The 20,141-nt window shown below is 43.6% G+C and carries 19 protein-coding genes; 8 read left to right on the top strand and 11 right to left on the bottom strand.

The window, feature by feature from the left end:
* Nucleotides 1-4 precede the first annotated feature (4 nt).
* The 5 genes from AC1DFM_RS07810 to AC1DFM_RS07790 all read right to left on the bottom strand — a co-directional run bounded on the left by AC1DFM_RS07810 (nt 5) and on the right by AC1DFM_RS07790 (nt 5,379).
* Entirely contained in the window at nt 5-1,078 is a 1,074-nt protein-coding gene (locus AC1DFM_RS07810; protein ID WP_477076146.1) for a hypothetical protein, read from the bottom strand.
* A gap of 16 nt (nt 1,079-1,094) precedes the next feature.
* A complete protein-coding gene (locus AC1DFM_RS07805) occupies nt 1,095-2,048 on the bottom strand; it encodes a DUF1573 domain-containing protein (RefSeq protein WP_477076145.1) in 954 nt (317 codons plus the stop codon).
* Between the two features lie 7 nt (nt 2,049-2,055).
* Entirely contained in the window at nt 2,056-3,537 is a 1,482-nt protein-coding gene (locus AC1DFM_RS07800) for a TlpA family protein disulfide reductase (protein ID WP_477076144.1), read from the bottom strand.
* 59 nt (nt 3,538-3,596) lie between these two features.
* Nucleotides 3,597-4,856, bottom strand: a complete 1,260-nt coding sequence (locus AC1DFM_RS07795; RefSeq protein WP_477076143.1) for a 6-bladed beta-propeller — start codon at nt 4,854-4,856, stop codon at nt 3,597-3,599.
* A gap of 82 nt (nt 4,857-4,938) precedes the next feature.
* On the bottom strand, nt 4,939-5,379 hold the full coding sequence (locus tag AC1DFM_RS07790; protein WP_477076142.1) for a hypothetical protein: 441 nt from the start codon (nt 5,377-5,379) through the stop codon (nt 4,939-4,941).
* A gap of 498 nt (nt 5,380-5,877) precedes the next feature.
* On the opposite strand from AC1DFM_RS07790, the gene AC1DFM_RS07785 reads away from it, so the two are divergent.
* Nucleotides 5,878-9,069, top strand: coding sequence for an efflux RND transporter permease subunit (locus AC1DFM_RS07785; RefSeq protein WP_477076141.1), 3,192 nt, complete (start codon nt 5,878-5,880; stop codon nt 9,067-9,069).
* A gap of 57 nt (nt 9,070-9,126) precedes the next feature.
* Here the strand turns inward: AC1DFM_RS07785 and AC1DFM_RS07780 are convergent, their stop codons facing one another.
* Nucleotides 9,127-9,888, bottom strand: a complete 762-nt coding sequence (locus tag AC1DFM_RS07780) for a LytR/AlgR family response regulator transcription factor (RefSeq protein WP_477076140.1) — start codon at nt 9,886-9,888, stop codon at nt 9,127-9,129.
* Nucleotides 9,869-10,891 carry a sensor histidine kinase gene (locus tag AC1DFM_RS07775; protein WP_477076139.1) on the bottom strand — a complete coding sequence of 341 codons (1,023 nt, stop codon included), beginning with the start codon at nt 10,889-10,891 and terminating at the stop codon, nt 9,869-9,871. Before AC1DFM_RS07775 ends, AC1DFM_RS07780 begins: the two co-directional genes overlap by 20 nt.
* A gap of 253 nt (nt 10,892-11,144) precedes the next feature.
* On the opposite strand from AC1DFM_RS07775, the gene AC1DFM_RS07770 reads away from it, so the two are divergent.
* Genes AC1DFM_RS07770 through AC1DFM_RS07755 form a run of 4 tightly spaced genes read left to right on the top strand, consistent with a single transcriptional unit; the run spans nt 11,145 to nt 13,784 of the window.
* Nucleotides 11,145-12,065, top strand: coding sequence for a heme-binding domain-containing protein (locus tag AC1DFM_RS07770; RefSeq protein ID WP_477076138.1), 921 nt, complete (start codon nt 11,145-11,147; stop codon nt 12,063-12,065).
* Nucleotides 12,066-12,072: 7 nt separating this feature from the next.
* Nucleotides 12,073-12,534, top strand: a complete 462-nt coding sequence (locus AC1DFM_RS07765; RefSeq protein ID WP_477076137.1) for a hypothetical protein — start codon at nt 12,073-12,075, stop codon at nt 12,532-12,534.
* Nucleotides 12,535-12,552: 18 nt separating this feature from the next.
* On the top strand, nt 12,553-13,317 hold the full coding sequence (locus AC1DFM_RS07760) for a DUF1223 domain-containing protein (protein ID WP_477076136.1): 765 nt from the start codon (nt 12,553-12,555) through the stop codon (nt 13,315-13,317).
* A 59-nt stretch (nt 13,318-13,376) separates the two neighbouring features.
* A complete protein-coding gene (locus AC1DFM_RS07755; protein ID WP_477076135.1) occupies nt 13,377-13,784 on the top strand; it encodes an organic hydroperoxide resistance protein in 408 nt (135 codons plus the stop codon).
* A gap of 66 nt (nt 13,785-13,850) precedes the next feature.
* Here the strand turns inward: AC1DFM_RS07755 and AC1DFM_RS07750 are convergent, their stop codons facing one another.
* Complete coding sequence (locus AC1DFM_RS07750) at nt 13,851-14,348, bottom strand: DinB family protein (protein ID WP_477076134.1); 498 nt, start codon at nt 14,346-14,348, stop codon at nt 13,851-13,853.
* Nucleotides 14,349-14,351: 3 nt separating this feature from the next.
* On the bottom strand, nt 14,352-14,774 hold the full coding sequence (locus AC1DFM_RS07745; protein ID WP_477076133.1) for a PaaI family thioesterase: 423 nt from the start codon (nt 14,772-14,774) through the stop codon (nt 14,352-14,354).
* 135 nt (nt 14,775-14,909) lie between these two features.
* Between AC1DFM_RS07745 and AC1DFM_RS07740 the strand changes: the two genes are divergently transcribed.
* A complete protein-coding gene (locus tag AC1DFM_RS07740; RefSeq protein ID WP_477076132.1) occupies nt 14,910-15,458 on the top strand; it encodes a CHRD domain-containing protein in 549 nt (182 codons plus the stop codon).
* 42 nt (nt 15,459-15,500) lie between these two features.
* Here the strand turns inward: AC1DFM_RS07740 and AC1DFM_RS07735 are convergent, their stop codons facing one another.
* Nucleotides 15,501-15,713 carry a hypothetical protein gene (locus AC1DFM_RS07735; RefSeq protein ID WP_477076131.1) on the bottom strand — a complete coding sequence of 71 codons (213 nt, stop codon included), beginning with the start codon at nt 15,711-15,713 and terminating at the stop codon, nt 15,501-15,503.
* A gap of 154 nt (nt 15,714-15,867) precedes the next feature.
* Nucleotides 15,868-16,422 carry an RNA polymerase sigma factor gene (locus AC1DFM_RS07730; RefSeq protein ID WP_477076130.1) on the bottom strand — a complete coding sequence of 185 codons (555 nt, stop codon included), beginning with the start codon at nt 16,420-16,422 and terminating at the stop codon, nt 15,868-15,870.
* 218 nt (nt 16,423-16,640) lie between these two features.
* Between AC1DFM_RS07730 and AC1DFM_RS07725 the strand changes: the two genes are divergently transcribed.
* Together AC1DFM_RS07725 and AC1DFM_RS07720 are read left to right on the top strand one after the other, a co-directional pair.
* On the top strand, nt 16,641-17,348 hold the full coding sequence (locus AC1DFM_RS07725; protein WP_477076129.1) for a hypothetical protein: 708 nt from the start codon (nt 16,641-16,643) through the stop codon (nt 17,346-17,348).
* 5 nt (nt 17,349-17,353) lie between these two features.
* Nucleotides 17,354-20,125 (top strand): outer membrane beta-barrel protein, encoded by a 2,772-nt coding sequence (locus AC1DFM_RS07720; protein WP_477076128.1) that lies wholly within the window; start codon nt 17,354-17,356, stop codon nt 20,123-20,125.
* The last annotated feature ends 16 nt before the right edge of the window (nt 20,126-20,141 follow it).

Raw genomic sequence — 20,141 nt, 5'->3', positions numbered from 1 at the left:
TTTTTTATATTGAGATGCCTAATGTTGATAGCCATTGATAATTTTGATGCTGAAGGCTCCATAGTGAGAGCGCCATTCCGCTTGCTCCGCCGTCTAATCCCAACGGCACACCTTGTAGCTCATCGTCATAAGGGACAATTGTTGCCAGTGAATTTTTTTGCAGGTAGGACCGGATGCTTTTTACCATGTTTTCACTTAAATGGCGGGCAGAAGGGAGTGAATGTTCTTTATGAATCAGATGAAGTAACAAGGCGGTAAAGGGTGCTTTAAGAAGATCCATCCTTTCAATGGATAAGGGCTCCGTATGCAATTTTTTTTGAAATGAGGAAAGCAATGCCGGGCAAATGGTTTTGTTTTCCAGTCTGTTACCTGCATATAGTAACAGATACCATATATCCACGGTATCCCAGGAAAACTTTTGACCAGCCAGGCGGGTATGCAGAAATGAGATAATATCCTGTGTGATGAGTTCCAATCTTGGTTCGGGAATTGCGGCAGACCGGGCAGCGGAGAGGAGTAACAGCGAACTGGCCGGATGTTCCCAGCAACTTGTGCCCTGCGGAAAAACAGCATTGCCCAGCCGATAACTGACGAACATTTTTTCGATCTTGAAAATGCATTTCATCACGCTATCGATCAATCGGTGGTTAAAGAATAGCATGTTGCGATGAGGTTGATTGGTTGTTAACCGGTGAAGCAGATACAGGCCAATACCACTCACGCCATTTGCGATGCTGATGTCGTTAACAAGGCTGGACTGCGCAATTTGAGTAACTGTTTTATCACACTCTTCCAGTATTTCGTTCGCGTCTTCTTCAAGAAGCCCTGATTGTATCAGGTGTTCAAGCACAATACCGAAGCCGGAAACACCGTTGGCGAAAGAGGAAGATGTGCCGGCATTGATCTGGGAAATTATTTCTTCCAGAAATGAAAAACTTTCGATGGTATTTCCCATCGTGTAATAAAGGTACAGCGGCAGGGCAGATTTACCTCTGGACAGCCCTACATTATCCATGAAACTGCCATTCAGTAACAGGTAATGATAAAAACGGGAATTTATGTCGGTAGTAGTGATCATATAAATTATTTACAGGCTATTGAATGACGGTACCCTGGGCCCTCAATACAATGGGGGTATCAATATTGGCAAATACTTTTATCGTTTTTTCGAATTTTCCGACTGTATTCGCATTATACCGGATGCTTATTTCGGCACTGTCTCCTGGTTGAATCAGGTACCTCGGCCATTCTGATACCATACAGTTGCAGTCTGGCACTACTTTTATTAACTGAAGCGGATGTACGCCGTTATTAGTAAACTGATATTTACCAATAACAGGGTGTTCGTAGTGGATATCCTTAAAGTCAATAACATTACGTTCAAACTTTATTTTCGATGTAGGTAGATTATCCTGTGGGCGTTCATTGGCAAACCGAATCAGAAATGCGTTCGCTACCGCACTATAGTAGATGTCAGATAGTTCAGGCAGGGATTTTTCGGGAACAAAGAAGTTGCGTAAGCCGTTGCTGTCACCTACAAAGAGATAGGGGGTATTTAGGCCCTCAATTTCGAGCGATTTCAATTGATCCTGTGCAACGTCAAATATGGGAAATTCAAGCTGGTAATTACGCTTTATAAACTGAATGGCTTTGCTGCCAGGTTCATTTGAAGTCAACACGACAATTTTATCTTTCCCGATTATTTTAGCAAGTGCTTTTAGTTTTGGAATTTCTGCTTCAATACAGGCGGTACAATTTTGCTCTGTAAACCTGAAGAAAAGTTTGGGCGCGTCATGAACAAATGAAGAGAATAACAGGGGTTTGTTTTGCGAATCATTTAATTGAATAGTACTATAATGGCCTTGCAGATTGTTGTTATACCGAACTTGCCGGGCATAAAATTCCAGTAGCTCTTCTTTATCTGCTGCAAGCTGTTGCAACCATTTTTTCTCGTGCTTAGTTTTAGAAACGGTCCATGAGAGTAACAGCACACAACAAGATAAACCAACTATGACTAAAGAAGGAAGGCTATTGATTATTTTCTTCATGTAAAAACTATTTAAGGAATAGGGTGTCGGTAAGTTCAAAGAGTCCCGGGAAGCTGGCATCCTCAATAATCCCTTCCGGAGAGATAAGTATATGTCTGGGAATAGAGAAAACACCAAAATCTTTTACAAATTGGCTGTCCAACCCTGCAGTAGCCAATACATTTACACCGGCTGGTTTATATTTCCGAATCGCATCCAGCCATAATTTCCGGTTGCTATCCAGGGAAATGTATAATAGCACAACATTTTTGCCTTTTAATTTATTGGCAACGTTTTCACTATGTCGGGAGATCTCAGCAATGCAAGGGGCGCAATAGGAACTCCATACATCAATGAAGAGGTACTTCCCTTTGTATCGCGTAGTGGAATCCAATTGGCCATTTTCAGTGCTGAAGGTAATAACAGGTGCTTTAATCCCTTTCTTTAAGTGGGCGAAAAGATTATAGTATTTTGTAAGCTGGTCAGTTAGCGCACTATCCTGTACCAGGGAAAGCTCCTTTTTGAATGCCGTTTCGGGGAAGCTGTTAATGTCATTAAAGGCAACCTTATTCCGGATACGACAAGCAATTAACCAGTTGGTGATTTTCTGATTATCTGTGAACGCATGGAGTAAATTAGCGTATTGATAGGTGGATTGCTGCGCATCTTTGCCGAGCTTCCTATTGTAAATGGTTAGCAGAAATTGTTCAAAATATTGAGAAAGAAAATTACGATAGTTTTCGCTTTGATAAAGTGCAGATGCGTTTAGTACGGAGTAATTGGTTCGGAAATCCCATTCTGTTTCGGAACGGCTTGCGTTTTCAAGTATTTGAAGGGAAGCCGTTGAACTGGCGCTTTTCATGCGCTGAAAGGAGACATTTTGCAGACTATCGAATCGTTTGTCGAAAAATGTAATAAACGGAAACTCCGCTGTTTGGGCCGCATCTGAAAAATCAAACCCCTTGAAGCGCTCTGAAGTAATAATGGCGCTTAGATTACGATAGAATATATCAGTAGCACATTTTTTATATGCGATGTCATCGAGTTGTGTTCCTGCTTGTTTGAGGAAAGTAAAAGCGCTGTCGTTTTGCTTTCTCACCATTGAAATTACCCGCTCCAGTGAGGTAACTGTATCCAGCTGTTCACGAATGTCCGGAAATTGCTGCTGATAGCTAATGAGAAAACGATTAATTGGGTCGTCCGGTGCCAAACTGTGTACAGATGCCGGGAAGTTGTTTTTATCCCATTCCAACTGAATACCTGACCTGTTTCCGGTGTATAGATTGATCTGCTCACTGTCATTGAATTCCAGTGAGATATCAGTGTTGGGGGCTATCGATATCTCTTTGTGAAACCGTCCGTTATTGTCTATTTCAATACGCTCTCTGAATGGGAAGAATAGTATGTCGCGGATATAAATGACAATAGAATCGGCAGGGCTGCCATTTTTTACCTTTCCCTCGATAGTGACAAAGGTAAATGACTGGCATACCGCTGTGGATGCCGACATAATAAGTGTTGTCAAAAGCAATAAAGATATTCTCATCTGTAAGTAGTTTTGTTGATTAGCTAACGAAGTGAATAATACATTAAAATGGGATTATCGTCAGCTTTAACGCTTTCATATAGATTGACCAGCTCTTTATTTTTTTTAAATACTTTCAGATCCTTTTTAGTTTCAACAATTTTGTGGGCATACAGTGGTGAAATGAAGAAATTCTGGTAGCTAGTGTAAGGGAAATTGAAAAGAATTGCATCTGGTCTGTCTGTAACAATACCTGAAAAACTAGTGGATTTCTTCGTCTTATTGTTATAGAAACAGCCGAACATTTCTTTTCTGTTATAAATCCTGCAGTAGAAAGCATTGTTGTTGACTGCATATTCACCATTGAACAGGAAAAAGTTCTCGTCGCCGACACGTTTTTGGTAAATGTTATTTGTCATTGTCTCCATTTCTTTAGGCGAAAATCCCATTCCGTGGAGATTAAGATAATATAAGGGATTAATAGCCGCGCTATCTACTTTAAAGATGAAAGTGGATAGACGGGGATTGTAGTAGAGGGTTTTGTCACTTCTATATAATGGTTTTAAATTCCAATAGTTATAAGGCGATTCCTGTGGGCTATCGCCAGATGGAAATTCAAAAGCCTTTTTTAAAACCCGCATAGAGGTGTCTGTAAGAAAAAGAGAATAATCCGCCAATGTGGGAATATGAGCATTTACCATGTTTTTATTGAACCAAACAATTGCTTTCCCAGGTAGATACTCAAGTGATTGTACCAGTATAGGAATTGGTGCTGCTCTTAAGAATTTACCGCTGTAGTCATATGTAAGGAGCTTAAGTTTGGTAAAATCCAGTATGCCTATTTCGTTTTTTATAAAGTCTGCACTAACGTCAGATAGCTCATTATATTCTTGTGGACCAGGCCCAAGTCGTGATATTTTCGAGAGAAATGTACCATGGTTATCGAATATAAAAACTTCTTTGGCCATTCTTTTATCGACTACTACTATTTTATCAGATGACTGATATAGTTTATCAATGTGCCCAATGATGTTGTCTGCTTTGGTTTCCAGTTTTACATAATATAGACTGTCTACTAACTGAGACATATTTAGGCTAATGCCTCTGCCATCAGCTATATCTACTGTTTCGGGATTATTCTCCTTTATCTGCCAGTTGTTTTCGCCGCCAGTCAGTTCTTTAAAATGACTGTTTTTGAATAATGATTCCAATGATTTTTTTTTGTCCTCATCGGGGCTGGCATGGCATCCATTTAGGAGTACCATTGCTATCAAAAGTTGAAAAAAAATAGTCAATTGCTTCACAATACATTTCCTTTGAAGTAAAGGGATTGTAAGATAGACTTCAATCCCTTTACTATTTTTTAGGTGAAAGAATTAATACAGATTATTTGATGGCGGATCTGATCTGAGCAATAGCTACTTGAAGACAAGGCTCAGTAGGCGTGCATTTCTCTGTTCCATTTGGGTAGCATACTATCCGTTGGACAGGTATTTTATTCCCGCTGGAGTCTTTTGGAAATTTCACCACATAGTTGGCGATCGTTCCGGAACCCGAATGGCTACTGCCAGAACCTTCTACAGATCCCTCGTATTTGCCAAGTTTACCCAGATCTGCAGATATGGCAAATTTTCCATCGCTTTTTTGTGAGAAACCGATATTGACGGTTACATCATCACAGGTGATGCTTTCTGTAATCTTAGTCCATTTAGGTTTGTCATATTCTTCGGTGCCAGTACCGGTACCTCCGCCACCAGAGCCGGAGTCGGTAAACGAAGACATAGAGCTAATAATGCCAATACCCATTGTGAGTATGCCAGTAGCCATACTGACTTTTTTAAGTTTTCGGCTTTGCGCCATCTCTTTGATCATGAAATTTGGGTTTAAGGGTTTGAAAAAAAAGGGCACAGCAAGTTGGAACCACATGGCACGGGAACATTCATTTGGGCAAACTTTTGTTATTCTTTCTTACTGATGAATGAGTTTTTTATGATAGTGTGACAACCGAAGCAGGTGTTTTTTATGCTAAGGAAAATAAGTACAGTTTTTTTATTTAGAAATAGGGTACGTCAATGTCATTGTCCTCTGAAAATACCATGCCTTGAAGATGTGAAGCCAAACGATTAAATCCAGTAATTAAAATCAGGCACTATACAATAATACAATATTTATTAAATTATGAAGAAATTATTAAGCATCTTTCGGAGATAATTTTTTCTGGATAAGTTTTATTATCGTGAAATTTAAACTTCATAAATGAATATCAGAAAAGCAATATTTTCATGTCGATTTATGATATTTTTTTCATCCTTTTAACCGCTTTCATTGGCTTCATTACTATCCCCTGTTCGGGTTATCCTACTGTTTGCAGCATTGTCTGTGGCTGCCATTTTTATTTTGCCGGCATTGAAAGTGGAATTGATGCCCGGAGAGCGTACTACTTCAATTAGTATTTATTTCTCTTTCCCTGGCGCCAATCCGGATGTTGTAGAACAAGAGATAACATCCGTATTAGAAAATGCCTGCTCTCAATTAAATCAGTTGAAGAATATTAACTCTGTATCTAATTATAATGGAGGTGTTATACAGCTTGATTTTGATAAGTCGGTTAACGTTCCCTACAAAAAGCTGGAGATCGCGGGTATTATTCGCCGGTTGTATCCGCAGTTGCCACAACGCGTAAGTTATCCACTGATCAGTGAAGGTAGTAATGCGCCTAATAGTTCCCCTTTATTGGTATATTCCATCAATGCGCCGCTGCAAAATTTCAAAATAAAAGCGCAAATGGAAGATATCTTTAATAAGGCTTTTGCAGGTGTTTCCGGTATCAGAGAGGTAACTGTGTCGGGAGCAGAGGAGGTACAACTTACTATAAGATTCAATAAAGACAAGTGCGCGGCATGGCACATCTCTCCATCTGAGATACTTCACACATTGCATACTTATTTTGATGTGTCTTATCCTGGTTATATACTGAACGAGAATAATKAACGCCTTTTTTTGCAGGTGCCTGCGGCAACAGCAACGATTCAGGTAATAGAAAATATTTTGATACCCACTCATCAGAGGAACTATATAGCTTTGAAAGATATTGCAGCTGTTTATTTACAGGAACGGGAAGAGCAGTCTTTCTTTCGGGTAAATGGCCGTAATGCAGTGCGGCTATCAATATACTGCCAGAAAAATGAGAATAAGGTACTCCTTGCAGAGAAAGTACGCGCAATAATAGCAACCTGTGATAAGCATTTGCCACCAGATTATGAATTGCATGAAGAATATGATGATACCTTGTTTTTTAGGGCAGAAATGAAAAAGAACTATGAGCGGATTGGATTGTCGATGTTGGTACTCATTGTTTTTGTTTTATTGGTGTACCGGAGCTGGCGTTATCTGATCATTCTGTTGGCAGGACTGATGTGTACACTTGCGCTCTCATTGCCCATGGTATGGCTATTGGATATACCGATCCATTTGTATACGGTAGCCGGACTTGCGATTGCATTGGGAATTGCTATCGACAATAGTATTGTGATGCTGGATCATTATCATTATATCCATAACAGGAAGATATTTTTATCTATGTTGGGTGCAAGTTTGACGACGATTGCGTCGCTGTGCCTGGTGTTTTTACTTCCGGAGGAAGAGCAGCGTATTTTCAGAGATCTCGCTTTTATTGTTATCGTTATTCTATTGGCATCCTTGTTGACAGCCTTGTGGTTGACGCCCGCACTATATACCTTACTGCGTATTAAGAAAAAACAAAAGCAGCAGCCCGATTTTATGCAGTCCGATACTCCTGTGTTCCCTGCTCAGGCAGGCCGATCGGTTTATGAAGACGTATTKAAACTATTGGCGCGCTATCGGAAAACATGCATTGCCGGCCTCGTGCTATTATTTGGATTACCTGTTTTCATGCTTCCCGCAACATGGGAAAACCCTGGCTGGTTTCAACAAGCATATAACCTGACATTGGGTAATACATATTATCTCAAAAATATTCGCCCCAAAATTGATAAGTGTCTGGGTGGTACACTCCGGCTTTTTATGGAAGATGTTTATGAGAACGGAGGACACCAGGATTTTGGGAAGACAACACTTTATGTGCAGGCGCAATTACCTAATGGGAACACACCCCAACAAATGAACACCATTTTAAGCTCTTTTGAACGACATCTTTCTACCATTAAGGACGTTGATAAGTTTATAACTACGATCCCTTCTGGTCAGTCCGGCAATATTGAAATAAATTTTAGGGATGATGTGTACCAATCCACATTGCCTCAGGAGCTTAAATCCCAACTCATCAACCGGTCGCTTAACTGGGGTGGAGTAGATTGGGATATTTACGGAATAGGACAGGGATTCAGCAATGTTGGGAGCGATGATGTGCCTGTATTTCAGGTGCAGATGAAAGGATATAATTATGATGGACTTGAGAAACAGGGGCATATACTGGCGCGGAAATTAGGTGAAAGTAACCGTGTCAGGAAAGTGAATGCGAATGCCAAACTTTATCAGCGTGAAAAGGAGAGTAAAGAATACATACTCAGTCTGGACGCAAGATTACTGGCCCTGAATAATGTCAGCAAATACAAAGTGCTAAATGCTTTTGCAACAGTAGCTGGTCAGACAGCTCCTTCTGGACTCTTATTTATTAATAACCAATATTATCCGGTGGTTGTTTATGAGAACGGTGCATTGGACTATTCCAGTTATGATTTATTACATAACAACCTGTTTATTGATTCAAATAAAATAGTAACTGCAGGAAGGATGGGAACAATGTTACCTTATCCAACGGTTAGTAGTATTTATAAGATAGGCAGGCAATATGTACGACTGGTTAGTTTTGAGTTTCTGGGAGCCCCGGAGTCGGGGAAGGATTATCTGAAAGAGAAATTGAATGAAATGAAGATGTTGATGCCAGTTGGTTATAGTGCCGAAGTAAGAGGTGGAAGTAAAAACGAGGGGGATGAGGTGTCTGGTCGGTATTATCTGCTTATATTCCTATTGTTAGCAGCAGTCTTTTTTGTATGTAGCATAATCTTTGAAAGTCTGGTTAAGCCATTTTATATCATTGTTATAATACCTGTTTCGTTTATAGGGTTGTTCCTGACTTTTTATATTKGAGGCTTTCACTTTGATCAGGGGGGTGATGCTGCGTTTATTTTCCTCGGCGGGCTGGTGGCCAATGCTTCCATCTTTATAGTGAATGATTTTAATGCGCTAAGGAAGGAATTCCCTCAGATAGATAGTAATGTATTGTTATTACAAACAGTCAGGAATCGCTCCCGGACGATTTTTCTAACCACTATTTCGGCCTGTTGCAGTATGGTTCCCTTTTTAATAAGTGGTAAAGAAGAAGTGTTCTGGTTTTCCTTCGCAGTTGGGACTATAGGAGGCCTGCTCTTTTCTCTTTTTACGGTACTGGTGATATTACCTGTTTTGTTATGGAAGCGTATATCTGTCACTAGTGAGGCGTTGACAGATATACCAATAGACAATAAGGTACGTTAGCGCATTATGCCAGACAGCGCCTTTTTTGAAAAATGGATTGGTTGCATGTGATTATATTTATCTATTCTCCATCCACTGCAAGAATTGCGTCATCTTATCTTTACCCACTACCAGTTGTTCTTCTGTGGCTACCGTAAGATGCAGCCCCAGCTTACGGGAAGAATAATTTTCTACTTCTTTGATCGCATCAAAGTTTACCAGGTATTGCCGGTTTAAGCGATAGAACTGTTTGGAAGATAGCTGTGCCTGTAACTGTTCCAGCGTTTGAGGAATGATGTATTTCTGTTGCTGGAACGTGACAATATAAGGTGCATCGTATTTGATGTAGATGTAGGCTATCTGTTCTGTGCGCACCGTGATATACCGGTTGTTATGAAAAATCAGGAAGCTGCTTTTACTCTCCGGCTTATCCAGTCGCTTGATCAGGTCCTGCCAATCGGTTTGTGTTTGTTGCTGGAAGAAGTTTTTGAATTGTGCGACCTTCTGAAACGCCGCTTCCAGGTCTGCTGCAGAAAAGGGTTTCAGCAGGTAGTCGATCCCATTCGATTTGATAGCGTCCATGGCATATTCTCCGAAAGCAGTGGTAAATATTACGGGACTGGAAATTTTTGCCAGCCGGAATATTTCAAAACAGAGCCCATCAGATAGTTGTACATCCATAAAAATCAGATCAGGCGGCGGGGTAGCCGTTAAATAAGCCACTGCCTGTTCTATGCTGTGCAACATCGCTTCCACGGTAGCTTCCGGACGGATCTTAGCCACCAGGCTTGCCAGCGATTTAGCTGCTTTAATTTCGTCTTCAATAATGACTATCCTCATGAATAATCGGGAGTTTTACAGTAAAGGTGTTTGGTGTGGGTAATATATCAATATTTTTTCCGAGAAGATGATCATATCGCTCGTTGATATTCTCCAAACCAATCCCGGTAGACACTTCAGGGGTCATCTTAGGTTGTACATTATTGGAGACAACGAGGTAGTCATCTTCAGTATAAATTTTCACATATAATGTTTTATCAGGTGCTACCACATTGTGTTTGATGCAGTTTTCCACCAACAGCTGTAAGGTAAATGGCGGTATCATTGTGGTACTCAGTGCAGGCGTTACCGTTATCTGTACATCAAAGCCTTCTTCAAAACGCGCCTTTAACAGGTAAATATACGCATGCAGGATTTTTAGTTCTTCTGATAACCGGATCAGGTCCAGCTTCCGGTTTTCCAGTGTAAACCGGTAAAAGTCGGATAGCTTCAGAATGAAATCTACGCTGTGTTCATCACCGCTTTCCACCATGTACTTCAGCGTATTCAGGGTATTAAAGAGGAAATGGGGATTTACCTGTTGCCGCAACAGCTCAAACTGTGCCGCCAGGTTATCCATTTTACTACGTTCCAGTTCTATGCTCACCCGCTCGTTCTGATACGTTTGATACAGCAGGTGGATGAACATGTAGAAAGTCAGGTTGATCAGTACTCCTCTTACCTCAAACATCAGCATCACCGGCCCAAAATTGATATGTGTGAGTATCTGTTGTTGTAAATAAGATAACAGGAACATCACCACCACACCGACTAACAGGTTCTTAAGCAGGGGATACAACGAAAAGCCCCTCGCTACTTCCTGCGACGTATACACGGGCAGTGTGTACATGTTATAATACCATACAAAAAGCGAAAACAGGAAGGTAATCGTAGAATTGGCGATCACCTCGTATAAATTGTACTGGTGCTGGATCAGGCTGGGTAATGATACAATCACCCCTAAAAACAAGGAGCTTAACCATATAATGCGCCCGGATATTTTAAATGGCTTCCTTTTATTCATAGCGGACCAAAGATAATAGTATTTCGGCGCCATGGGTCATCCCGAAGGGTGAAGCCGGCATTCCGGCCCCTGAACCCGGCAGCGGGGAGGCTCATCCCGCTAGATACCTTATAATGGCTGTTTTACCCGGAAAAAAGCCTTGCCGGTTCACCCGGAAATCTGTCCGGCTCGCCCCCTCATTTGCCGGATACAGGGTATTCCGTTTTACCGGGAGCGCCGGTTTTTTTCTCTTTGTGTCATAATACTTCGGCACATGAAAATAGCAAACAAACGCAGTTTAATAGGGATGACCGCAGGGATCGTAGTACTGGCTACCGCGGCTTTTTCTTTTACCACCACCGTGGCAGACCATCCGGCAGTTGCAGGCGATCTGGACGCCCCGGAAGCCGTAAAGCAGATCTTTCAACATGCCTGTTACGATTGCCACTCTAATACCGGACAAGTGCAATGGTTCGATAAATTGCCTGGTATTGCCACCGTGGTCAGTCGTGATATCCGCGAAGCCCGCAAGCACCTGAATTTCTCCGAATGGGATCGGCTTTCCAAAGCGGAACAGGAAGGCGCACTCTGGGAAGCTTATAATATGATCAATTCCGGCGCCATGCCCTTGCCAGCTTATAAAACGCTGCATCGCAATGCTACCGTAACCGCAGCGGAGTTAGCCACACTCCGCAATTATCTCAACACGAAGCGTAAAACAGTACCAGTAGCAGCCGGTACAACGGTAACGGATACACTCCATACACCGGCCACCTTACCGGTAGCCGCCACCGGGATACGCTTCATGCCCGAATTCCGGACATGGCAGGTGATGAGCACCACGTCGCGCTTCGACAATACCACCATGCGGGTGATGTTTGCCAATCCCGTGGCGATGCAGGCCATCCGCAACAAACAAATCAACCCCTGGCCTGATGGGGCTATCATCGCCAAAGTAGTATGGGAAAAGGAGCGGGGTAGCGATGGCACCATTCATTCCGGCAAATTTCTGAATGTGCAGTATATGGTAAGAGACCAGGATCGGTACAAGCACACCGATGGCTGGGGCTATGCAAAATTTGAAACCCCGGCACTTAAACCCTATGGTACTGTACTCACCGCACAAACCTGTGCATCCTGCCATAAAGCAGCCGCTAATACCGGCGGTATTTTCGATCTCTCCACCTTTAATTAATATAGTCATGCGCGTTATCACATTACTCACCGTTTTAGTTATCGGCATCACCAGCTGTTCCGGCAATAAAACAGCCACACCCGCCATCCGGCCATTTGCTTTCAATGATAGTGGCATGCAGGTCATTACTACCATCATCAACGAAAAATCCGGCGAAGTAGCAATGCTATATGGTAATCCTGCCGCGATGGCCAATCATTTTAATCAGCCTGCTACGCAGCGGCCGGGGGCTCAGTATAAGCTGGTTACCTATCGCGAACAGGCCAATCAGTTTTGGTTTGGCAGCGATATCAACGGCGAACTACTCCGCGTAGAAACGGTAGAGATACAGCCCGTTGTCACCGGGAAAGCGCCGACCTATTCCCTGCAGCACTATAACGGCGACCAATACACGCCGGCAGATGCCGCACAGAGAGCTTCCTTTATTCCCACTATTGACCGCGCATGGTACCCATGCGATCCTCATTGATCTTTTAAAAACTGACAGATGAAAACAATCATGATATCCGCCATTTTTGCGCTGTTATTGGGCGCCTGCAATATTTCCTACGGCAACAACACCCACACCCTGCTGCCTGTGGCCGACAGTACCAATGGCTTCGCAGTAGTAGAACTGTTTACTTCTGAAGGATGTTCCAGTTGTCCGCCAGCCGATGAATTGCTGGCACGCCTGGAAAAGGAAAGTGCCGGTAAACCACTGTACCTGCTGGCATTTCATGTGGACTACTGGGACCATCAGGGGTGGAAAGACAGCTTTAGTCAGCATAGCTTTTCCGAGCGACAGGAAGCATACGCCGGATGGTTTCACCTCAACAGCGTATATACGCCACAGGTAGTTATTAATGGTATCAGTCAATATGTAGGTTCAGATGCGGGTAATATTACCGGGGGCATTAACAACGCCTTCAATGCCAATGTCGGCCAGCATCTTGCCTTGATAGGACAACCCGCCAACGGGAAGATGAATGTATCCTGGACCCTGTCAACGCCTCAGCAGCATACCCGTCTACACCTTGCCTTCGTACAGAAAAATGCACAAAGTAATGTACGGGCAGGCGAAAATGCCGGCAGAAAGTTATCGCATGTGCAAATTGTACAACAGCTGACAACAGTTGATCCGAATAAAAGCCAGTACGCCACTTTAAATATGCCTGCCGGCTTCAATAGCCAGGACTGGGAGCTGATAGGGTTTGTACAGCGCAACAGCGACGGGAGGATTATAGCCGCCGGCAAAGTCGCCATTTCACATTAATAATCATACGGAACAAACGTCAGTATCTATCTCACAAAAAAAATTAAAAGCATATTATCATGAACAAAGTATTATATACCGGAAAAACACATACCACAGGTGGCCGCGAAGGCCTGGCAATCAGTAATGATGAGCAACTGCAAATTAAACTGGGCACACCAGGTAGTGGAAAAGGAACCAATCCTGAACAATTGTTTGCCGCAGGTTGGTCGGCTTGCTTCATCGGCGCCATGGGTATTGCAGCACAGGCAAAAGGGATTCGCCTGCCGGAAGGAACAGCCGTAAATGCGGAGGTAGACCTGGTATTAAACGGTAGCGACTATCACTTACAGGCACGGCTAAACGTAGTACTGCCTGGCCTGGAGGCTGCCATCGCGCAGCAGGTGGTGGAAGCCGCACACAATACCTGTCCTTATTCAAAGGCGGTAAAGAATAATATCCCGGTGACGATAGCCTTTAGCCTGTAGTTATTGGCTTTTAGCAAAATGCGGCGAAGAGCATATCAGATGTTCTTCGCTGCATTTTGCTAAAAGTTAACGGCTTCTTTGCGCTACTTCTTCGGAGGTGAGTCCGTACATGGGAGGTGTTTTTATACCCAGCAGGTTCAGGTAGATATATAATTCACCCCGATGGTGAATCTCATGTTCTACCATGGCTCGCAGCCATTTCCAGGTGCGCATGTTAGCATTCCCGGGAGTGGTACAGGTACGTTGTAAATCTTCATCGCTTAAGCTACGGAAAATATCGAGTGATTGCTGATGTAGTTGGTGGAAGAAGGCCAGCACATTATCGTAGCCATCGGCGAGATCTTTGCCACAGCCCTGGTAGGCGCTTTTTCTACCGGCAATGGTTTCTGCAAACATGTATCTTTCGATGGTGGCAATATGCCTGATTTGATCGCCGATGCTGAATTTGCCGGGGCGGTAAGCCCAGTCCAGCTGATCTGGCGGCACTACTTCGATCAGGCGAAGGGTACGGCCGCGTACTTTGTCGTAGTACTCCAGGAAAGGCGCTATAGTAGTAATTTCCATGGTTTATTTACTGGCTTTCATAAAGGTGAGTAATGCAGTGGCCACCTGTGATTCTTTATCCGCATTTAATATAAACAGATCCGTTTGCACCACCGTGATGGTAGCGCCTCCTTTGATCACCCTGGCCCGGGCGATCAGCTTTTCCCCTTTGGCTTGCCGGAGATAATTAATTTTAAACTCTATGGTCAGAAAGGATACATCTTCTGCATAGCCGGTAGTAGCGGCATATCCACCGGCAGAATCGGCCAGTGCGGCGATTACGCCACCATGAAAAATGCCGTTGGTACGGAGCAGAAAATCGGTAGGAGGTACCGTGATGGTAATGGCGCCGCTGTCGATATCTTCAATGGATGCACCATAAAACTGCATAAGTTTCTGCCGGCCAAAACTGGCGCTGATTCTTTCGCTGATCTGTGGGTCTAACATAAGTGATTGTTTGATGGGAAGATAGACATTTTTAAGTATTTATATGACAGAAAGCCGGTAGTTGGGCTGCGTTAATGACCTGTTAATTAAGCAACTATTCACACTCATTTCACGTATTACCTATAAACAACTGTTATGAAAAAGATAGCGCTCTCCCGCCTGTGGAGAAGACAGTGGTTGGCATACAGTTCTTTATTTTTTGCTGTGTGTATGACTGCCTGTAGTGGCGGAGGTTATGGTAGTAATAATGGTAATCCTGGTGGAGGTAATACGTATTCCATCAGCGCATCGCTGACTGGCGGACAAGAAACTCCTGCCAACAGCAGCATGGGCACAGGTACTTTAACAGGTACCTATGATCCATCAACGTATAAAATTACTTATACGCTTACGTGGAGTAAAATCAGCGGAGCGCCAACAGAGATGCACTTTCACGGACCAGCCGCAGTGGGCGTTTCAGGGCCGGTAGTAGTGAGTATCACCGGTTTCCCTGCTACTGCCAGCGGTACGCTTTCCGGAACAGCGGTGATCACCCAGGGTCAGGCGGGCGACTTGCTGTCTGGCAGATGGTATGTAAATATTCATACCGCCACTTTCCCTAATGGAGAAATAAGGGGGCAGATTACCAGCACCCAAATGAGCAGTAGCTCAGGTTCGGGATCAGGCTCCGGCGGCGGATATTAACGGAAATCAGGATGCCTCTTTTTTAGATGCATCCTGATTCCATCAGGAGGGGTTACTATCTTCTACCCGTTTCGGCTTTGTCATACGGCGAAGGCTATACGCAATACTCATCGTAACGCATAGCGGACATACACCAAACCGGAACAGGGCTAAGAAGGCTTTTTTATACCACGGCAGGTGAGCCGGAATAATAGGACAATGTGGCCCCGACGCTTCAAATTCTTTGATCCCCCAGATATTAGCGGCTGTTTTCATGGTTATTTTTTTAACCGAAGAAATGATAAAGACAGATACCTGTTAATACGAGGGAGACAATGCAGAGCATTATTTTTGTTTTTGCAGACATATGAAATTGTTTTAAAGATGATTTGTTGATTAATACCTATTGGTCAACAAAATCACCCAACAACTATTTGTCCTCTTCCTGTTGCTTTATTTTTTTTACCTGCTGAATGCACTTGTATTGCTGATTAGCAGCTGTGTGCCTGTTTTTCCACTTCATTTTTTTCATCAACGTGTCCATCGGTTCCCGGTAGAAGAAGATGGCTTTTAAAATGCGTTGACAATTCAGGGTGATCCGCGTTATCCAGGATTGTACCTGTTCGTATTTGCTTTTTTCGGGGTGCAGGGTAGTGACGAAGGCATCTTCGGGACCTTGGTAGATAGCGATATCGTTGACCGGTAGTAGTTTGTTATCCCGCAGGCGTTTCAGCCAAAGATGTCTGGCAATGGAGAAAAGATACGTTTTGAGAGAGGACGTTAATTGAAAATGGGGTTGTCTTACTTTTTGAAGTAATACGATAATAGCTTCCTGGAAGATATCTTCCGCATCGTGGGAGGTACCGTGGTTATTGGTGATATAGGCGGCGATGGAGGGGGAATAGCAGTGGTAAAGTAGCTCAAAGGCGGCACTTTGGCCGCTGCTGAGCCGGAGGAGTAAGTCACTGTCTGATATTGTTTGCATACGATGGTGGCGTTTAGTCGCTACTATATACCGGGAAGCGTGTTTTATCACCCGCTAAGGTAGAAAATTTAACAAATTAGGAAAGAAATAGCGGAAACCCATTGCTATGGCTGGTTCTGTATTTGTTTAGTGTTCGTTGTATGGAACTGGATAATTATCCAGTTCTTTTTTGCCTTCACCCTTTTTGCTGTATTTGTTGTCTATATGGAAAATAAACCATGTTCCTTCGCAGGATACTGTATACGCTATTAGTTATTTGTTGTGGATTGTTCAATGTAGCCAAGGCCCAGTCATCGGGCCCGGAGAATGTCATTGTGGATGGTAATCTGTCAGAATGGGGTAAATCGCTGCGTACGTATAATAAATCGGCCGTGCTTTGGTACGATATACACAACGATGCCGACTTTTTGTACATCGCTTTTAAGCGGCCTAAGCTGGCCTGGAATATGGCTTTGTCTAAACGTATGGTGATCGAGATCAGCGAAGGCAATACACCTGGTGTTCAAATTGTTTACCCCGGACATTACGCCGACAATAAAGAGGAGATGTGGAACTACCTGGAAATTAAAAAAATGGGGGCCACTTCCTTCGATACACTCACCATCTATAACGATCTGGGCCTTCAGGCCGCGGGTGGCTTCTGGTACAAGCAGGTGCCGGCAAAAGAAGTCGGTGGTGTGGCCGATCATGGAGATATTGCTTATGTAGCAGGTGCAGATGGAGAGCTGGCGATTCCGCGAAAATTATTGCCGGTGGCTACGGGTGTGTGTACTATCAGGATGACTATTGGAGGGGAGGACGATATGATGGCTGCGATTGAAAAATTAAGTGTAAAGGCTCATTTTGATATGGCGAAGGCATCGGGTGATGATGTTGGTGCGGTGGCTAAAGAATTCAAATTATCTGTTACCTATCTCTTAAAATAAATCTTTTGTATAAGTTCCCGTTAACTGTCGCACTGTCGTTCATTACCGGCGCATCGCTTTTTGCGCAACTACCATCAAAGCCTAAACCTGTATCGGTAAGGAGGGTGAATGGTGTTGTTCGGGATAGCCTGGGAAAGGCTATCCCGGCTGCGGCGGTACGGTTGGTTTCCCCTAAAGATACCTTACGCGCGCTTTCTTCTGAGTATGGTGTATTTAACTTTCCATCTGTACATAGTGAGAACTTCACGATGGAAGTGCAAATGTCGGGTTACCGCCCTTATCTTAAGAGATATTTTCTGAATGATACCAAACCTATCCTGGTGTTACCACCGCTGATACTGACTTCCACGGCGGTGCAACTGAAGGGGATTGTCGTTTCCACGGAAAAGGGGCCACAGCAAAGGGGAGATACTACGGAGTTCTGGGCAAAGGATTATATCGTTCGTGATTACGCCCGTCTGGAAGATATGTTGAAACGGATGGAAGGATTTTCTACAGATGCCAATGGGATGTTGAATTATAATGGAAAACCAGTGAACAGAGCACTGTTTAATGGCACAAAGTATTTTGATGGAGATGTGGCAGCTGCTATCAAAGAATTACCGGCGGATATTGTGGAGCGTATACAGGTGATCCAGGATAATGAGGATGGAACAGGGCCTAAAACGTCGATGTCTGCTCCTTCTTCTCAAACGCTGAATATTGTGACTAAAGTGGATAAGTCGGCGGCCCAAATGTACCAGGCAAGTGCTGCCGCAGGTACGCTGGATCGTTACTCGGGCGTGCTTTCCGCCAAATCTATAGATGGCGTCAGGATGTATGGTGCAGCCGCTTCCTATATGCAGGAGCCATTGGGCATCAAAAGAGAAACGCCCATAGGTACGATTAGTAATATGACTGAGCGTATGGTGGCGCCCACGGGTGGCGGTGGATCAGGTGGCAGGCTACAAGGGACTGCTGTTCGATTGCATTACGGTGATAGAAAAGGGCACTTGGGATATAACATGGGGTATACGCTTACCCAATCGCATACCTTAAGTGATATGGAGAATATGTCAGAGGAGTTTTACAAGGATGGTACGTTGAAAAGAAGTACTAAAAGCCGGGAAGACAATACCAGTACGAGACATGAGCTGAACCTGAATACAGATGTCCAATACCGGGATTTTAGTATGATGACGCTATTCGCAGCCAGTATTGGCAGTAGTGTGAGTGAGAATACCCGTGAAATCCGTCAAACCGGGATATTAGATAATCTGCAGCAGCTCTCAACGGGAACACGCAGACAAACGCCTTCTTATCGGCTAAGCTCTTCGTTGAATTTCTTTCAGCATAAAAAGGTGAAGCTGGATGTGCGGTTTCAGTCAGCTGTTGAGGCTACAGATGGGGCAGGACATGATAATACCGATATTTATGGTGGTACCGGTGGTGGGAAACCAGATAGTTCCCTGTATCTGCTGCAACGACAAAAGAACAGCTCTTCCAGCCATTCTGTGGGTGCTACTTTGGCGTATAACTGGCGGGAGAAATATGAGTTTAGACTGGACATCATGCCTATGCTATTGAAAACTACCAGTAATAATTACCGGGATCAGGTGACGGCTGGTCAACCCGTAAAACGTTTGAATGATCTCAGCAATGATGACGTATTATTAAATTACAGGTTGCCTTCTATTTTATCAGTTACCTATAATTTTCGTCGAAATATTTCGCTGGAATTAAGAGGGGAGTACCAAATCTTTTGGCAACAAACCCAGCTTCGTCTGAAGGACCTGGATCTTTCTACCCGTTCCAGCTTTTTTTCACCGAATGTCAGCTTCAAGTATCGTTTTACGGAAATGAGCCTGTTTACGTTGTCATATAACAGAGGCGTAGTTACGCCTTCATTGCTGCAATTGAATCCGAAACCTTACTATAACACACCTTTTGATGTAACATTTGGAAACCCGGATCTGAAAAATGGCGTGAACACTTCCTTATCGGCCGGCTATGATAGTAATATTCCCCAAATGGATATCGCCCTCAATATCTCAGCGAATTATTCATTTACGAATAATGGTATTGGTGCTAACAGGCTGGTGCGGGTAGATTCAGTGACGAATACCATCCGTACAGAAACGTATTATCTGAACCTGAAAGGAGGGGATGCGAAGTCCTTCAACTATTTATTTTCCAAAAGTTTAAAGCCCATGAATATTAGGCTCAGTTTGGGTGGCCATGCACAATGGGGGCAGCAGCTGTTTTTTGCAGATGGCAGTCTCGAACAAACCGATCAGCGTAATATCAGTTATAATTTCAGCGCTTTAATGACTCCTGTAAAATGGCTGGATCTTTCACCGGCAGTGGATTATACGGATGTCAGTAATAAGAACTCTTTACAGCCTGGGCGCCCCTTGTTTAACAATGAACTGACGGCACAGTTGAATGCGGCTATTTTTCTTCCGGCAGATCTGAAAATGAATATCAATGCCAGACAAACCGTTAGCCGCGCCAGCAGCCTGCCGGTGAGTCAACATCCTTTTGTGCTGAATGCCAATATCGAGAAACGATTTTTAAAGAAAAAAGATGCCATCATCAGCTTTATGGTAATGGACGCCTTCCAACAGAATAATAACAATATCATTTCCCAATCTGCCACCGGGTTTTCCAATTCCATGTCGAATCTGAAAAGCAGGTACTTCTTATGTCAGTTGTCGTGGAGTCCGCAGCGGTTTACCCGCAGTAAATCCGCCACAGGCTCGCGTAGAGGGGATGGTAGTTTTGAGCCGAAAAAGTAGCGTATGGATGCAGAAA

This window comes from Chitinophaga sp. 05T412 (genome assembly GCF_056396465.1).
Note: the sequence above shows the minus strand (reverse complement) of the source record. Positions and strands in the feature narration are given on the sequence as shown.

Coding starts and splice junctions, on each gene's coding strand:
- AC1DFM_RS07810 (WP_477076146.1), bottom strand. CDS start 1,078: ATGATCACTACTACCGACATAAATTCCCGTTTTTATCATTACCTGTTA.
- AC1DFM_RS07805 (WP_477076145.1), bottom strand. CDS start 2,048: ATGAAGAAAATAATCAATAGCCTTCCTTCTTTAGTCATAGTTGGTTTA.
- AC1DFM_RS07800 (WP_477076144.1), bottom strand. CDS start 3,537: ATGTCGGCATCCACAGCGGTATGCCAGTCATTTACCTTTGTCACTATC.
- AC1DFM_RS07790 (WP_477076142.1), bottom strand. CDS start 5,379: ATGGCTACTGGCATACTCACAATGGGTATTGGCATTATTAGCTCTATG.
- AC1DFM_RS07780 (WP_477076140.1), bottom strand. CDS start 9,888: ATGAGGATAGTCATTATTGAAGACGAAATTAAAGCAGCTAAATCGCTG.
- AC1DFM_RS07775 (WP_477076139.1), bottom strand. CDS start 10,891: ATGAATAAAAGGAAGCCATTTAAAATATCCGGGCGCATTATATGGTTA.
- AC1DFM_RS07770 (WP_477076138.1), top strand. CDS start 11,145: ATGAAAATAGCAAACAAACGCAGTTTAATAGGGATGACCGCAGGGATC.
- AC1DFM_RS07765 (WP_477076137.1), top strand. CDS start 12,073: ATGCGCGTTATCACATTACTCACCGTTTTAGTTATCGGCATCACCAGC.
- AC1DFM_RS07760 (WP_477076136.1), top strand. CDS start 12,553: ATGAAAACAATCATGATATCCGCCATTTTTGCGCTGTTATTGGGCGCC.
- AC1DFM_RS07755 (WP_477076135.1), top strand. CDS start 13,377: ATGAACAAAGTATTATATACCGGAAAAACACATACCACAGGTGGCCGC.
- AC1DFM_RS07750 (WP_477076134.1), bottom strand. CDS start 14,348: ATGGAAATTACTACTATAGCGCCTTTCCTGGAGTACTACGACAAAGTA.
- AC1DFM_RS07745 (WP_477076133.1), bottom strand. CDS start 14,774: ATGTTAGACCCACAGATCAGCGAAAGAATCAGCGCCAGTTTTGGCCGG.
- AC1DFM_RS07740 (WP_477076132.1), top strand. CDS start 14,910: ATGAAAAAGATAGCGCTCTCCCGCCTGTGGAGAAGACAGTGGTTGGCA.
- AC1DFM_RS07735 (WP_477076131.1), bottom strand. CDS start 15,713: ATGAAAACAGCCGCTAATATCTGGGGGATCAAAGAATTTGAAGCGTCG.
- AC1DFM_RS07730 (WP_477076130.1), bottom strand. CDS start 16,422: ATGCAAACAATATCAGACAGTGACTTACTCCTCCGGCTCAGCAGCGGC.
- AC1DFM_RS07725 (WP_477076129.1), top strand. CDS start 16,641: ATGTTCCTTCGCAGGATACTGTATACGCTATTAGTTATTTGTTGTGGA.